Genomic DNA, 18,044 nt, shown 5'->3' on the forward strand with positions numbered 1-18,044 from the left:
ATTATAACATGACAAAAAAGAATGCAATTCAGGATATTTATCCGCTGTCTTATATGCAGGAAGGAATGCTTTTTCATTCCCTCCTGCAAAAGGAATCACAGGCTTACGCCGAGCAGGCCTCCTTTTCAATAACAGGGAAGGTTGACACCCGCGTGTTTGAAGAGAGCGTTCATGCCCTTTTCGAAAGACATGATATTTTCAGAACGATCTTTATCAGCCAGAACGTGTCAGTGCCGCAGCAGGTCGTATTAAAAGAGCGGAACGTCAGCATCATTGAGGAAAATCTCACCAATTTAAACAAGGCTGATCAAATCAAGCATATTGAAGAAGCCAAACGAAGAGACCGAAAGAAAGGATTTCACCTGCAAAAAGACATGCTGATGCGGGTGACGCTGCTTCAAACCGGAGAATGTGAATATACGTGCATTTGGAGTTTTCATCACATTATTATGGATGGCTGGTGTCTCGGGATCGTGCTGAAAGAGTTCTTCCAGATATATGCCTCGCGGCTTCGACGGACACCGTTAACGCTTGAGCCTGCTGTGCCGTACGGGACCTACATCAAGTGGCTGATGGAGCAAGATAAAGAAAAAGCCGCTTCGTACTGGGAGCGATACCTTGAAGGCTTTGAGCAGCAGACTGTTCTGCCGAAGCAGAAAAAAGCCGGCGAAAGCAGACAAGAGGAAGTGACGTTTTCCTTTTCAAAAGAGGACACGGCTAAGCTGAAAGATCTGGCCGTGAAAGAAGAGGTCACGCTGAGCACCATTTTCCACACGCTCTGGGGCATTTTGCTTCAGGTGTATAACCAGACAGAAGATGCGGTTTTTGGTTCTGTAATTTCCGGAAGGCCGTCTGAAATCGAAGGCATCGAGCGAATGATCGGCCTGTTCATTAATACCGTGCCTGTCCGGATCAGCGGGGCGGACATCCCGTTTCAAAAGCTGATCAAAAACGTGCAAAAGGACGCTTTGAAAGGACAGGCATACAGCTATCATCCGCTTTATGATATACAGGCGAATTCACAGGTAAAACAAGGCTTAATTGACCATATTCTCGTCTTTGAGAATTATCCGGTTGAACAGGAGCTCGATGTGCTGAACAGCAACGGGGAAACGAAAGACCTTTTTCACATCCATGATTTCAGCATGGAAGACGAAACCAATTACAGTTTTTATCTTATGGTGGCGCCGGGTGACGAGATTCATTTGAAAATGAGATACGATTCAAGCGTGTATGACCGCCAATTTATCGAAAATATCAAAGGTCATTTGACACATATCGTTTCCCAGATTCTCGACAAACCTGATATCACGCCGGATAAGCTTGTAATCATCACTCCTGAGGAAAAAGAGCAGCTGCTTGCTCCGATTTCTGAAGAAACTGAAAAGCCTGAGTATGACACGATTCATGCGATGTTTGAACGGCAGGCCGCACAAACGCCGGATCAAATCGCGATCCGGTATGAAGGCGGGTCAGTGACGTACAAAGAGCTGAATGAATCGGCTAATAAGCTGGCCCGTCTGCTGCAAAAACGCGGATTAAAGCGGGAGGAGCCGGTAGGCGTCATGCTCGGCCGTTCCCCTTCTTTAGCGGCGGCCGTTCTCGGTATTTTAAAAGCGGGCGGCGCCTTTGTCCCGATAGATCCCGGCAGTCCAAAGGAGCGTATCCGATATGTTATTGAAAACAGCGGCTGCATCCATGTTGTAACAGAGCGGCATCAGTCACTCCCCGCGGAACAAACGCTGCAGGTTACATATATAGAAGAGGCCGGGACGGAAGCGGACGGAAGCAATGTGCAATCCATTAATACGGCGGACGACCTCCTTTATATGATTTATACATCCGGTACGACAGGGAAACCGAAGGGCGTGCTGCTCGAACATAAAAATATGGCCAACCTTCTTTCTGACCAATTGACGAACACAGACATTGATTTTTGCACAAATGTGCTGCAGTACGCATCTTTGGCGTTTGACGTCTGCTATCAGGAGTTATTTTCAGTACTCTTGAGCGGCGGCACCCTTTGTATCGTGCCCGAATCTATCAAACGGGATGTTTCTCAGCTGTATTCGTTTATCGATCAGCACAAAACGGAAGTGGTGTTTTTCCCGACTGCGTTTGTCAAGATGCTTTTCAATGAAGAAGGTTATGCACAGTCTTTTCCCCGCTGTGTGAAGCATGTCATTACGGCCGGGGAGCAGCTGACTATCTCACGTTTGTTCAGGCAGACGCTCCGTTTACACGGTATGCAGCTGCATAATCATTACGGCCCGTCAGAAACCCACGTGGTTTCAACGTATACGATTTCTGCGGGAGATGACATACCTGAACATCCACCGATCGGGAAACCGATCCATCATAACAAAATGTATATTCTCAGCAAAAACAGACAGCTTCAGCCTCTCGGAATTGCGGGAGAATTGTATATTTCCGGAGCGAATACAGGAAGAGGCTATGTGAACAATCCGGCGCTGACCGAAGAGAAATTTTTGCCGGATCCGTTCAGAACGGGCGCCGTCATGTACCGGACCGGAGATTTGGCAAGACTGCGTGCGGACGGCCAAATTGAATACATCGGCCGGACAGATGATCAAGTGAAGATCAGAGGGTACCGGATTGAACCAAAGGAAATTGAAACCGTCCTGGCAAATCATCATGCCGTGAAAGAAGCTGCCGTGCTGATTCAAACGAATGAGTCGGGCGAAAATGAATTATGCGCCTACTGCAGCGTCTCACAAGCGACTGATCCTTCTCAGCTGCGAAGTGATTTGGCCAAGGAGCTGCCTGATTATATGATTCCGGTCAAATGGGCTTTCGTTGACGCGATTCCGCTCACTGCGAACGGCAAAGTCGATCAGCGGGCCCTTCCGGAAGCTTCAGCGTACGCAGCGGGCCGTCGATATACAGCTCCCCGGAATGTGACCGAACTGAAGCTTACCCGCATATGGGAAGAAGTGCTTCAAACCGGCCCGATCGGCGTTCACGATCACTTTTTCGAGCTTGGCGGCCATTCATTAAAGGCGACGGCACTCGTTGCAAAAATAGCTAAAGAGTGCAGCGTGCAAATCCCGCTGAGTGATGTCTTCAGCTATCCGACTGTAGAAGAACTCGCCAAAATCATCGGTGAAGCAGAAGAGAATCCGTTCGCATCCATAGAAAAGACAGAAACAAAAGAAACTTATCCTGTCTCATCCGCTCAAAAACGGATGTATGTCCTTCACCAGCTTGAAAATGGCGGTGTCAGCTATAACATTCCAGCCGTTTTAGAGGTGAAGGGGCCGTTTGACCGAGACAGGATGGAAGCCGTGTTCAAGGAGCTGATCCGGCGGCATGAACCGCTCAGAACGTCCTTTGAAGAAAAAAACGGCCGGCCTGTGCAGAGGATTCATGACGAAGTGCCGTTTGCATTTACAAAAGAACAATCAGCCGAAGCGTTTATCCGGCCGTTCGATCTCGGCAAAGCGCCTCTTTTCCGGGCGGGATTTGTCCAAATAGAAAAAGACCGGCATCTGCTTTTAGCTGACATGCATCATATTATTTCAGACGGCGTATCCGTCAATCTTTTGATACGTGAATTCAGTGAGCTGTATGCTGAGAGAAGTCTGCCGCCGTTACGGATTCAATACAAAGATTATGCCGTCTGGCAGCAATCATTTAAGGCGGGCGCCGCATATCGGAAACAAGAGGAATACTGGCTGAACCGGCTTGCCGGGGAGATTCCCGTGCTTGAATTGCCGGCTGATAAGCCGCGTCCCCCGGTGCGGAGCTTTTCCGGTGACCGGGTGTCATTTGTCATCAGCGAAAAACATACAGCACAGTTGAAAAAGCTGGCGAAAGAAAACAAATGCACACTTTATATGACGCTGCTCGGTGTGTACACGGTTCTGTTAGCCCGTTTAAGCGGACAGGAAGATATGATTGTCGGGTCTCCGATTGCAGGAAGGCCTCATGCCGACCTTGACGCCGTTCTGGGCATGTTTGTCAATACGCTCGCTTTCAGGACGCGTCCCGACGGAAGCATGACGTTCAAAGAATATTTAAAGGAAATTCGCCAAACAGCGCTTGAGGCTTACGAACATCAGGATTACCCGTTAGAAGAGCTCGTCGATAAGCTCGGTGTGCCGCGGGACATGTCCAGAAATCCGCTGTTTGACACAACATTTGCGCTGCAAAATATGGAACAGCAGAAGCTTAGGGCAGCCGGACTTGAACTGCAGCCGGCAGACGTCAGCCTGCCGATTTCTAAATTTGACTTATCGCTGTACATCTCCGAAAACGCCGGTGAATTGTACTGCCAGTTTGAATACAGCACCGATTTGTTTGAGAGAAAAACGATTCAAAAATGGGCGGAATTTTTCACGACACTTGCCGAAAACGCCGCAGCTGATCCGGGTTTGGAATTAGACGATATTTCTGTTTTGTCAGAAAAAGAAGAAGTGTCTCTGCTTCAAAATTTCAGCCCCTTGCAGAAAACAGCGTTTCCGCTTCATCAGCCTCTTCATGAGCTGCTGGAACAACAGGCAGAAAAAACGCCGGACCGTCCGGCGATTTTAACTGATGACATTTCGATTACGTATCAGGAACTGAACGAAAGAGCGAATGAGCTTGCGCACCAGCTGATCAAGCGGGGGATAAGGCTGGAGGATAAGACTGCCATTATGGGCCGGCGTTCTCCTGACATGCTGATCGGCATTTACGCTGTCTTAAAAGCAGGCGGTGCATATCTGCCGATTGATCCGGATTATCCGGAAGAGCGGATTCGCTTTTTACTGAAAGACAGCGGCGTGAAATTCTTACTGGCAGAACCAGAACTTTTCGCACCAGATCTTTTTGAGGGAGAAACGATCTCTCTGAAAAGCGGGCAAACAGGAAACCCGGAAGCTGCGGCCAACCCCAATGTTCCGGTAAAACCTGATTCATTGGCTTATATCATCTATACATCCGGTTCTACGGGACGCCCAAAAGGCGTGCAGGTTGAACATCAGTCAGCCGTAAACTTTTTATACTCGCTGCAAACGCGTTATGGATTAAATGATTCCGACACCATTCTGCATAAAACATCATACTCTTTCGATGCTTCGATTTGGGAGCTGTTTTGGTGGCCGATCGCGGGAGCTTCTGTTTTTCTCCTTCCGCAAGGCGGCGAGAAAGACCCTGAAATGATACTGAACGCATTGGAGAAAAACCGCATAACGGCAGCTCATTTTGTGCCATCCATGCTTCATGCTTTCTTGGAATATATAAATTCCAGAAAACAGCCGATCAAAAAGACCTGCTTGAAAAGGGTTTTTGCCGGCGGCGAACAATTGGGCCCGCACTTGGTTTCCCGTTTTTATGACCTTCTGCCGGGAACGGAATTGACAAATTCCTACGGTCCGACGGAAGCGACGGTAGAAGCGGCGTACTTTGATTTGCCGCAAGGAAAGGAATTTCACAATGTTCCGATCGGCATTTCCGGACATAACATGCGGCTGTATATTTTAAATCAAAAGAGACAGCTTCTGCCGCCGGGCTGTATCGGAGAGCTGTATATCGCGGGGACAGGCGTGGCCCGGGGCTATTTGAACCGTCCTGAACTGACGGCGGAACGTTTTCTCGATGATCCGTTTTATCCGGGAGAGCGCATGTATCAGACGGGCGATATCGCACGCTGGACTGAAGACGGGCTTGTCGAATGGCTCGGCCGGTCAGACGGACAGGTGAAAGTTCGCGGCTACCGGATTGAACCGGGAGAGATCGAAACGGCGATCCGGCGCATTGACGGCATTCGTGAGGCGGCGGTCACTGCCCGGACCGAACACGGCGAAACCGCGCTTTACGCCTATATCGAAGGACGAAAAAGCGATGACGTGCGGGCGGAGCTTGCTGCACGCCTTCCGGCCTACATGATGCCGGCTCAGTTTATAGAGATGAACGAATGGCCGGTCACGCCGAGCGGAAAGCTTGACCGCCGCGCGCTGCCGGCTCCCGGCGGAGCGGAAGACAAACAGGTGTACACCGCCCCGCGGAACGTCACGGAAATGAAGCTTTGCGCCCTTTGGGAAGAGGTGCTGAAAAACGGACCCGTCGGCATCCGGGATCACTTTTTTGAGCGGGGCGGCCATTCGTTAAAAGCGACGGCTCTCGTCTCCCGCATCGCCAAAGAATTCGGTGTTCAGGTGCCGTTACAGGACATCTTCGCCCGGCCGACGGTGGAAGAGCTCGCTTCGGTTATTCAGGACTTGGAAAAGAGCCCGTATGAAGCGATTCAGCCTGCGCAAACACAAGATACCTACCCGGTGTCTTCGGCGCAGAAACGGATGTATGTGCTCCAACAGCTTGAAGACGGCGGTGTCGGCTACAATATGCCGGCTGTGCTGGAACTGACGGGCCCGCTTGACCGCAGCCGGCTGGAGGAGACGTTCCGGCAGCTTGTGGAGCGGCACGAGTCGCTCAGAACGTCCTTTGAAACAGGGCCTGACGGCGAACCGGTGCAGCGCATCCATGACAGCGTACCGTTTCAGCTCGATGAGGCCGAGTCAGCTGACGCATTCGTCCGGCCGTTTTGTCTGGAGGAAGCGCCGCTCTTCCGTGCGGCCCTCGTGAAAGAATCGGACGAACGCCATCTTTTATTAACGGATATGCATCATATTATTTCCGATGGTGTGTCCGTCAACACCTTGATTAAAGAATTCGGCGAGCTGTACGCAGGCCGTTCGCTTGCGCCGATGCGCCTTCAATATAAAGACTATGCCGTCTGGCAGCGGTCGTTTCAGCAGAAAGAAGGGTATCAGAAGCAGGAAGCGTATTGGCTGAAGCGGCTAGAAGGAGAGCTTCCGGTGCTTGAGCTTCCGGCTGACAAGCCCCGTCCGGCTGTCAGAAGCTTTGCGGGCGGCAGCGTATCGTGCACGCTTGACGCTGAAACGGCATCCGGCCTTCACCGCACCGCCCGGGATCACGGCTCCACTTTGTATATGGTTCTTCTCGCCGCGTACAATACGTTACTCGCGCGATTGAGCGGGCAGGAAGACATCATCGTCGGCTCGCCGATTGCCGGGCGTCCGCACAAAGACCTTGAACCGATTCTCGGCATGTTCGTCAACACGCTGGCCATCAGAACGGAGCCGAAGGGGGACAAACGGTTTACCGATTACTTGGCGGAAGTCCGCCAGGCCGCACTGGAAGCGTATGAACATCAGGACTACCCGTTTGAAGAGCTGGTGGAACGGCTCGGCGTGCAGCGGGACACAAGCCGTAATCCGCTGTTTGATGTGATGTTTATTCTTCAGAATATGGAGCATGAGGAATTGCTGTTGGACGGTTTGCATATTCAGCCTGCGGACGTGTCCCGTCCGGTTTCCAAATTTGATGTCACTTTGCAGGCTTCTGAAGGCGGGGGACAGATTCATTTTCTGTTTGAATATGCGGCGTCTTTATTCCGGAAAGAAACGATGCAGCGCTGGGCTTCCCACTTTATGACGATGCTTGAACACATTGTCCGTGAACCGGAAACTTCTATACAAGCGATCAGCATGCTGACTGCTCCGGAACGGGACCGAATTCTTTCGGACTTTAACGGCACGGCGGATAAACAGCTGCCTGAAAAAACAGTTCATGAACTGTTCATCACCCAGGCGCGAAAAACACCGGATGCGGCAGCCCTTATCAGCGGGGAAACGTTGGTCACATATAAAGAATTAGATGAATGGTCGAATAAAATCGCCAGAGCTCTGCAAAAACGGGAGATCGGACCGGATGCCGCCGTCGGCATTGTAATACCAAGATCACCGGAACAAGTCGCCGCAGTCTTCGGGGTTTGGAAAGCCGGGGGCGCCTACGTCCCGATAGATCCTGAATATCCGGAGGAACGCAAGCAATATATCATCTCAGACAGCGGCACAGCGCTTCTTCTTACCGTACACGGCGCAATAGATCAAGTGCCTGATCATTTTAAAGGTGAAGTGCTCGCACTGGAGGATATCCAAGAACAAGACGCATCACCGGTTCAGCCATTATCAGCACCGGAAGATTTGGCTTACATCATTTACACGTCCGGGACGACAGGCAGGCCGAAAGGGGTTATGGTCGAACATCGTTCCGTCAGCCAAACCCTTCAATGGCGAAGCGGATTTTATGATCTGAATGAGAAAGATACGGTTCTTCAGCTTTTTTCATTTTCCTTTGACGGTTTTGTAACAAGTATGTTCACACCGCTGATTTCAGGTGCGAAGGCGGCCGTTCCAGCTGAAGATGAAGCAAGAGATATTCTTGCCATTAAACACTATCTTGCATCTTACCGCATCACTCACATGATCATTGTTCCCGTACTGTACCGTACACTGCTTGACGTACTGGAGCCGGGGGATGCAGAGTCTCTCAGAATTGTCACATTAGCTGGAGAAGCTGTCGACCAAAACATTATCAGCCGCAGTTTATCAGTTTGTCCTCACACGGAGCTTGCCAATGAGTACGGCCCGACGGAAAACAGCGTCGCCACTACAGCGGCAAGACATATAGAACAAAGTGAGAACATTACGATCGGCCGTCCGATTGAGCATTCACACGTTTATATTTTAAACGGGGATCACCCGCAGCCGATCGGTGTAACGGGAGAACTTTGCATTTCGGGTTCCGGCCTTGCAAGAGGGTACCGCAATCTTCCTAAGCAAACGGCCCAAGCCTTTGTCCAAGATCCGTTCCACAAGAACCGGCGCATGTACCGCACGGGCGATCTGGCAAAATGGCTGCCGGACGGCACGCTGCAATATATCGGCCGAATGGACGAGCAAGTCAAAATCAGAGGCTACCGGGTGGAACTGAAAGAAATTGAATCAGCCTTAACAGGCATAAAAGGTGTCAAGGAAGCAGCCGTTACCGCTCTGTCCGCATCAGCAGGCCAAACGGAACTATGCGCTTATATCGTGACAGAAGAAGGAACAGAAAGTGAAACCGTGCAACAGGCACTCAGAAATGAAATGCCCGCTTATATGGTGCCGGCGTTCTTTGAAACACTTGAAGCCCTGCCTGTCACACCGAACGGGAAGCTTGACCGCCGCGCGCTTCCTGAGCCGCGGAAAAAAGCGCACACCGGACGGGCATTTACGGAGCCTGAAAGCGACTTGGAAAAAGAGCTTTCCGCGATTTGGAGCGAAGTGCTCGGAACTGAAAACATTGCCGCGGATCAATCATTTTTTGAACTGGGCGGCGATTCCATCAAAGCCCTGCAAGTATCAGCCCGATTACATCAGGCAGGAAAACAGATCGCCGTAAAAGATATTTTCAGCCGGCCGACAATTAGAGAGCTGGCTCCTTATGTCCGTACAGAGCGGCAGCCGGTCAGCCAAGCTCCCGCAGAAGGAGAAGTGAAGTGGTCGCCGGTTCACAAATGGTTCTTCACACAAGACATGAAGGAAGCAAATCATTTTAACCAGTCCGTCATGCTGACGAGAACAAATTCAATAGATGAAGAGGCTCTGAGGAAAACGTTAAAAGCCATTACCGTTCATCATGATGCCTTGCGCCTTGTCTGCAAAAAAGACGAAGAGAAAGGTCTTCTCCTCTTCAACAGACCGGCTGACCTCGCAGATGAGCAGCTTTACAACCTGACCATATTAGAAACGGAAGGCGATGAGCATGAGAAGGAACGTTTTATAAAACGCCGCGTCGCAGAGCTACAGAGAAACATGGATTTGGAGAACGGGCCGCTGGTACAGGCGGTGCTGTTCCGCTCTGAAGCAGAAGATTACTTGTTTCTGACGGTCCATCATCTCGCTGTCGACGGGATATCATGGCGGATTTTATTGGAAGACTTGGCTTCTGCTTATGAGCAGGCCGCCTCTGGACAGGAAATCAAACTCCCTCCGAAAACCATGTCATTCAAAACATATACGGAGCAGCTGGCCGATTATGCCGAAAGCAGACAGCTTCTTCAGCAGGCGGAGTATTGGCGGGAGATTGAACACTATGAAACGGAAAGTCTTCCTTACGAGCAGGCAGATCTATCTCAAACTCCTGCAAAAAAACGGAACACGGTATCCTTCGCTCTGACAGAAAGTGAAACGGACGCCCTGTTGAAAGATGTGCACAGCGCCTACAATACGGATACGCAAGATATGCTGTTGGCTTCCGCCGTGCTCGCCGTTCAAAAGTGGTCGCCGCGGCACGCTTTGAAAATCGCCCTTGAAGGACACGGACGCCAATCGGAGCAGGCAGGTGCGGACATCAGCAGGACAGTGGGGTGGTTCACTTCCATTTACCCGGTGCTTGTCCGGAGCGGAGTTTATGAACCTCTTGAAGAATATGAAATTCGCACATTGAAAACCGTTAAAGACACATTGCGGCGCATTCCGGATAAAGGGAACGGATACGGCGTCCTCAAATATTTAACACCGCCGAAGCTTGCCGGGATGACTTTCGGGAAAGCACCGGAGATCAGCTTTAATTATCTCGGACAATTCGATGCGCCCGGCGGGAATCCGGCAGAAACGGAACAGCCTGACGCGTTTCAGTTTTCTCCTTTGGGAGGCGGAGATGATGTGACAGATACATGGAAACGGGAGCAGTCACTTGAAATCAGCGCGATTGCGGCAAAAGGCCGGATGACCGTCAGCATTTCCTATGAAACGGAGCGCTTCCGGCAAGATACGATCGAACGGCTGTCCGAAAGCTGCCGGTATTACCTCCTGAAACTGTCGGAACACTGCCTCAGCAAAACCGATACGGAGAAGACCGTCAGTGACTTTGATGATCGGGAGCTGACTGAGGAAGCATTGCAGGATATTGCCGACTTACTCAGCTTCCACTAAACCGAGCGGGAGGAACACATGGACAAAACAAAAAATATCCAAAATATTTATCCCCTCAGCCGAATGCAGGAAGGAATGCTTTTTCATTCCTTTCTGCAAAAGGAGGGGGCTGCATATATCGAGCAATCCGTCTTCACCATAAAAGGCCGGCTTCGTCCGGAATTGTTTGAGCAAAGCGTACAGTCTGTCATCAGCCGCCACGATATTTTCAGAACGGTTTTTTTACCTCATATCGCTCAGCTGAACGGCCCCCGCCAAGTCGTGCTGCGTGAGCGGGAATTCCGGCTGCACCGCGAAGATCTTACACATTTGGATGAAGCGGAACAGAGCGCCTACTTACAGCGATTTAAGGAACGTGACCGCTTAAAAGGCTTTGACTTGCAAAAGGATATGCTGATGCGTGTGTCTTTGTTTAAAACGGCTGACGAAAAATATGTATGCGTCTGGAGCCACCATCACATCCTTATGGACGGCTGGTGCCTCGGCATCGTCCTTCAGGAATTCATGCATATGTACCGGGCGATTGAATCAGGCTCACCTGTCACACTGGCGCCCGCAAAGCCTTACAGCACGTATATTACATGGCTGACTGATCAGGACAAAGACGCGGCTTCTGAGTATTGGAAAGGATATTTAGCAGGCTGCGAGACACCCTCAGGACTCCCGAAAATATCGGCCCGTCCCCAGGAAAAAGGCTACCGTAAGAAAGAGCTCCTGTTTTCTTTAGATCAAAATCTGACAGACAGGCTGAAAACCATCGCCAAAGAAGAGGGCGCTACGCTCGCGGTTCTTATGCAGACTGTATGGGGCCTGATGCTGCAGCGCTACAACCGGACGGACGATGCCGTATTCGGCGCCGTCGTATCAGGGCGGCCTTCCGTCATTGACGGCGTGGAAAGCATGATCGGGCTGTTTATCAATACCGTGCCGGTACGCATTAAAACGGGTGACGAAAGCTTTAGAGAACTGCTGGGCCGCAGCCAGAAAGAAATGCTTGATTCAGAGGCGTTCAGTTATCATCCGCTTGCTGACATCCAATCTCAGACTGAGCTGAAACAGGATTTAATCGACCATATCATCGTGTTTGAAAATTATCCGATTCAGCAGCAGATGAGAGACGCGGAAAAGGAATCGGATGCACCGTTCCGGATCGGGAATGTCAATGTTTCGGAACAATCGGGCTACGATTTTAACCTCATCATAGCGCCCGGCGATGAGCTGATCATCAAATTCAGCTACAATGCGAACGTTTATGACGAAGTATGGATAGAGAGCGTAAAAGGACACTTGGAAGAAGCGCTGCGCGGCGCCGCCTTCAATCCCGATGTTCCCGCTGATCGGCTTCCGATGCTCGGACAAAAGGAAAAATCAAGAATAATCGGCGAATTTAATGACACGAAAACAATTTATGAAAGAGACGAAAGCATCATCAGCCTGTTCAGCCGACAGGTGAAGAAAACCCCGGATCATCAGGCGCTTCACGCCGGCGGGCTGACGATGACGTACCGGGAGCTCGATGAACGGTCAACTGCGTTCGCCCGCATCCTGCTGGAAAACGGTTTGGCGCCAAAAGGAATTGCCGGGATTCTTGCCGAACGCTCACCGGAATTTATCATCGCTGTTCTCGCTGTATTGAAAGCGGGAGGGACGTACCTTCCGCTCGATGCAGAACTGCCATCCGACAGGATCGCCGATATGCTCACTGAGAGCGGAGCACAGCTGTTAACGGTACAAAAAGGGATTGAGACTGACGTTGACTTTTCTCACATCATCTCTATCCCGGCTGCAGCTGAAAAACAAACAGCTGAGGCGGGAAAACTGAATACCGTAACGTCACCTGAGGACCTTGCCTATATTATGTATACATCCGGTTCAACAGGAAAACCGAAGGGCGTGATGATTTCCAACCGCAACGTCGTATCGCTCGTGTCAAACAGCAATTACACGTCAGCCGGCACGACGGACCGTCTCATTATGACAGGGTCCATCGGTTTTGACGCAGTGACGTTTGAAATCTTCGGAGCGCTATTGAACGGAGCGTGCCTTCATGTGGTTGACCGCACGACAATGCTTGCCCCTGAGAGGTTCGGCAATTATCTTTGTTCCAATCGTATTACGATTCTGTTTTTGACGACGGCGCTCTTTAACCAGTTTGCCCAGGCGGATCCGGAGATGTTTTCCGGATTGCACACCTTATATGTCGGCGGAGAAGCATTGTCCCCGGCGCTCATCAATAAGGTCAGACACCGCTGTCCGAATCTCAGCCTTTATAACATATACGGGCCGACGGAAAATACGACATTTTCTACCTTTTACGAAATCAGGCACGATTTTTCTCAGCCGATCCCAATCGGAAAACCGATCAGCAATTCAACCGCGTATATCATTGATAAAAATGGCGGACTTGCGCCGATCGGCGTGCCCGGTGAGCTTTGTGTCGGCGGGGACGGGGTTGCCAAAGGCTACTTAAACAGGCCTGACTTAACAAGTGAAGCATTTGTCAGCCATCCGGTTCATCCTGAAGAAAAGATTTACAGAACAGGGGATTTGGCACACTGGCTGCCTGATGGAAGCATCGGATACATCAGCCGTATCGACCGTCAATTCAAGATTCGCGGGAAGCGTATCGAGCCGGCCGAAATTGAAGCGCGGCTGACTGAAATTGATGGAATCAGGGAAGCGGCAGTCATCGTGTCAGACGAAGGACAAGAAGCAACCCTTTGTGCGTATTATACAGGCGCACATGCTGAAGAAAGAGCCATTCGATCCCTATTGGCCAGGTCGCTTCCCGACTATATGATTCCGCAGTATGTGATGAAGCTTGACCGTATGCCGCTTACCGCAAACGGCAAAGTGGACCGCCGCGGGCTGCCTGCGCCGGAACGGAAAAAAGCTTCATCAAAAGCCGTTCCGCCACGAAACTGGGTAGAGCGTGAGCTGATCGACATTTGGACGCCGATCCTCGGCTGCGGAGAGCTGGGCATACAGGATGACTTCTTTGAGCTGGGCGGCCATTCTTTGAAAGCATTGCAAGTGATTCATCAGCTGAAGACCAGGCAGCAGATGGACGTCCCGATTGAAATGATATTTGAATATCCGACAATTGAACAATTGGCTGAAAAGCTGTATTCAAACACACTGTCAGAAGCTGCCGAACAGCATATCAGCAGACTGAATCAGCCGAAAGGCCGCAATCTTTTCTGTTTTCCGCCAATCTCAGGTTTCGGCATTTTCTTTAAAGATCTGGCGGCGGCATTAAATGGACGGGCTGCTGTGTACGGTTTTAACTTTATTGAAGAAGACAGCAGAATGGAACAATACATTGATAAAATGCTGGAAATCCAGCCGGAAGGCCCTTATATCCTCTTCGGATATTCAGCGGGCGGCAATACGGCATTCGAGGCGGCAAAAGCGATGGAAAAGCGAGGCTTAGAAATCAGCGACGTCATTATCGCAGACGCGTACAGAAAGCTTGACGCACTGCCGCCGCAGCCAACAAACGCAACAGCCGAAAATGTCCCGGAAGCCGTCAGGGAAGCGGTCATCAGAAAAACAGAGCGATATCAAACGTACTGGGCGGAACTGATAAATGACGGCCAAATCGGGGCAAACCTCCATTTTATCGAGGCCGGCTTAAAGGAAGAGCAAAATGCTGAGCCTGAGCCGAAGAAATGGGAAGGCGCCACAATGGGACTCTACCAGGAATATCAGGGCGAGGGAGCCCATAAAGATATGTTTGAACCCGCCTTTGCACACAAAAATGCCGAGGTCATACTGGACATCATTGCAAACAGCGGAAGACGCTTGGCGCGGAATCTGTAACATCCGGCAGAATGACTGAAGAAGACAAAGGGCAAGATAGGGGAATCAAACTCAGTTTTTTTTGGAGGCTTTGAGATGACGAACCTATCTTGGCTTACGTATGTAATGATTATTCTTGCCAGCTACCGGCTGACCCATTTGATCGTATTTGATAAGATTACGGAATTCATAAGAAAACCCTTTATAAAACAAGAAAAAACCGTCGATCAAAACGGGCGCGCCGTCCAAAAAAAAGTCCCTTCCTCCGCATTCGGTTATATGCTGCAATGTTATTGGTGTGCGGGCATCTGGTGCGCCATATTAATTGGCATCTGCTATTTGGTCTGGCCCCGCTATGCACATCCGGTTATTTTCATTTTGTCCATTGCCGGAGCGCAGGCCATTCTTGAAACATGCGTCGGCGTCGGAACGAAGGTCATTGACGTGCTCGCCGCCATAAAACATAAAAAGTCCTGAAGCGTTTTGATTCGCTTTAGGACTTTTTTCTTTCCCTTTTAGGCTGAGAGGAGCAAAGCAGGCTTTCTGATTCACCGCCCGGAATGCTTCGGAATACCGTAAAGCAGAGAGGGGGAAAAACATGAAAAGCTGCCGTTTTAGCATGATATGGTTTTTGGCCGTTGTACTGACAGCCGGCATCTTTACGTTCTCAGCATCCGCACAAGCAAGCGGCGCTCAGCCGGAGAGAGAAATGAGAGCCGTCTGGATCGCGTCTGTCACTAATATCGACTGGCCCTCTAAAAAAGGGCTGTCACCGGAAGAGCAAAAAAGAGAATACAGCAAGCTGCTGGATGACGTTCAGGAGATGGGAATGAACGCCGTTATCGTCCAAATTAAGCCTGCGGCTGATGCTTTTTATCCATCAGATTACGGGCCTTGGTCAGAGTATCTGACAGGAACACAAGGCAAAAATCCCGGCTACGATCCGCTTGCTTTTTTAGTTGAAGAGACACATAAACGGAATCTTGAATTTCACGCTTGGTTCAATCCTTACCGGATCACGATGAATCACACAAATTTGAATGCGCTTTCAGACGATCATCCCGCGCGTTCCCATCCGGACTGGGTCGCTGCATACGGAAAACAGCTGTACTATAATCCTGGAATTCCGGAAGTAAGACAATTTATAACGGATGGAATCAAAGAGGTGGTCAGCCGTTATGACATTGATGCGGTTCATATGGATGATTATTTTTATCCTTATAAAATTGCCGGACAGGAATTCCCCGATCAGGCGGAATACGAACGGTACGGAAAAGCTCACTTTGCATCAATTGATGACTGGCGCAGGGATAACGTCAACCGGCTTGTAAAAGAAATCAACCTAACCATCAAACGAGAAAAACCTTATGTCAAATTCGGAATCAGCCCGTTCGGCGTATGGAGAAATGCCGCAGATGACCCGACAGGCTCCGAAACGGCCGCCGGGGTGCGGAACTACGATGACTTATATGCTGATACAAGAGAATGGATCCAAAAAGGATACATTGATTACATCGCACCGCAAATTTACTGGAGTATCGGATTTAAAGCGGCGGCATATGACGTCTTAGCGGATTGGTGGGGAAAAGAAGTGAATAATCGGCCGGTGCATTTATATATCGGGCAGGCAGCTTATAAAATCAACAACAATGCTGATCCGGCATGGGCCGACCCGGGGGAATACGGAAGACAGATTACGCTAAACAGGGGATCAGCTTGGATTAAAGGAAGCATGCATTTCAGTTTAAAGGATTTAAACCGTAATCCGCTCAATGTAAAAAACCGTTTGATCAAAGACATGTACAGCCGGCCCGCATTAATTCCCGAGATGCCTTGGCTCGGACATTCGGCTTTAAAAAAACCGGCTGTCAAACGGGCGGAGAAGAACGCTTCAGGCCATACACTCTATATCGAAGATGCAAAATCCAACGGTAAAAAAACGGCTTATTACGCCATTTACCGCGCAGAAAAGGGAAAGCAGCCTTATTTAGTGGATACAGTCAGAAAAACATCGTCACGGACTCAGACATTTTCAGATACTGATATTCGGGCGAAAGAAGCCTGCACCTATATCGTTACTTCCGTTGACAGGCTTCACCATGAGAGCCGTCCCTCCGCAAAACGGACGATTAAATAGCCATTATTAATAAAACTGACAGTTGCCGCGCTGTCAGTTTTTTTGCGATGGATGAGTCCGAATGTTCAGACTTTATTTGGATGGAATGAATAAAGACCCCCATTAATAAAATGTAGAAAGCAGCAGAAGGAGGAAGGTTAATGAATTTTCAACTGACAAAAGAACAGCAGATGGTGCGCGAAATGGTCAGAGATTTCGCCAAAAATGAAATTGCCCCGAAAGCCCATGAGGTTGATCAATCAGCCGTTTTCCCGATAGACACATTTAAAAAAATAGGCGAACTTGGGCTGCTCGGAATTCCGTTTCCGGAAGAATACGGCGGGGCGGGCGGTGACACCATTTCATATGCAGCAGCGGTTGAAGAAATCGGAAAAGCCTGCGGCAGCACGGGGCTGAGCTACGCGGCAGCCGTGTCACTCGGCGCAAGCCCATTATACTATTTCGGTACTGAACAGCAAAAGCAAGAACATCTTATTCCGCTTGCTTCGGGAAAAGCGCTCGGATCATTCGGGCTGACAGAGCCGAATGCCGGTTCAGATGCCGGCGGTACCCAGACAAAAGCCGAGAAAAAGGACGATGACTATGTGATAAACGGAGAAAAATGCTGGATCACAAACGCAAATTACGCCCGCACGGTCATTGTCACCGCCGTTACGGGAAAGAACTCCGCCGGAAAACCGATCATTTCAGCTCTCATCGTCCCGACAGACACACCGGGATTTACGATCACAAATCCGTACGACAAGATGGGTGTGAGAGGCTCAGATACGGCCGAGCTTGTGCTGGAGGATGTCAGGGTGCCTGCCGATAACCTGCTCGGTGATCCTGAAAAAGGTTTTAAACAATTTTTATATACATTAGACGGCGGGCGGATCTCGATTGCGGCACTGGCTGTCGGTATCGCTCAAGGCGCACTGGAGGCGTCGCTGTCATATGCGAAGGAACGCAAGCAGTTCGGCAGTCCGATATCGTCATTTCAAGCCATTCAATTTAAGCTGGCCGATATGGCGATGGAAATTGACCTTGCCAGACAAATGGTGCTTAAAGCGGCATGGCTGAAGGATCAAAACCTGCCATTTACGAAAGAAGCGGCATTCGCCAAGCTTTATGCTTCAGAAATGGCCGTCAGAACATGCCTTCAGGCCATCCAAATTCATGGCGGTTCCGGTTATATGAAGGAATGCGGTGTCGAACGTATGCTTCGTGACGCAAAGCTGATGGAGATTGGCGAAGGAACGTCAGAAATTCAAAGAATGGTCATCGCAAGACAGCTTTTGAAGTGAAATGAAAACGTTTACTAAGACAGGGATGGAAGGGGGCAG

Annotated in this window: 5 protein-coding genes; all 5 read left to right on the top strand. The window is 50.1% G+C overall.

The window, feature by feature from the left end; translation table 11 throughout:
• The first annotated feature begins 8 nt into the window (after positions 1-8).
• On the top strand, positions 9-10,784 hold the full coding sequence (locus ACWJJ4_RS14770) for an amino acid adenylation domain-containing protein (RefSeq protein WP_454021761.1): 10,776 nt from the start codon (positions 9-11) through the stop codon (positions 10,782-10,784).
• An 18-nt stretch (positions 10,785-10,802) separates the two neighbouring features.
• Positions 10,803-14,606 (top strand): non-ribosomal peptide synthetase, encoded by a 3,804-nt coding sequence (locus ACWJJ4_RS14775; protein ID WP_454021762.1) that lies wholly within the window; start codon positions 10,803-10,805, stop codon positions 14,604-14,606.
• Between the two features lie 75 nt (positions 14,607-14,681).
• Entirely contained in the window at positions 14,682-15,062 is a 381-nt protein-coding gene (locus ACWJJ4_RS14780; protein WP_058906078.1) for a DUF1360 domain-containing protein, read from the top strand.
• A 121-nt stretch (positions 15,063-15,183) separates the two neighbouring features.
• Positions 15,184-16,722, top strand: coding sequence for a glycoside hydrolase family 10 protein (locus ACWJJ4_RS14785; RefSeq protein WP_454021763.1), 1,539 nt, complete (start codon positions 15,184-15,186; stop codon positions 16,720-16,722).
• 140 nt (positions 16,723-16,862) lie between these two features.
• The gene (locus ACWJJ4_RS14790; protein ID WP_014305112.1) at positions 16,863-18,005 is read left to right on the top strand and encodes an acyl-CoA dehydrogenase family protein; all 1,143 of its coding nucleotides are present in this window, start codon (positions 16,863-16,865) and stop codon (positions 18,003-18,005) included.
• Positions 18,006-18,044 lie beyond the last annotated feature (39 nt).

Source organism: Bacillus sp. JK62, assembly GCF_053663455.1.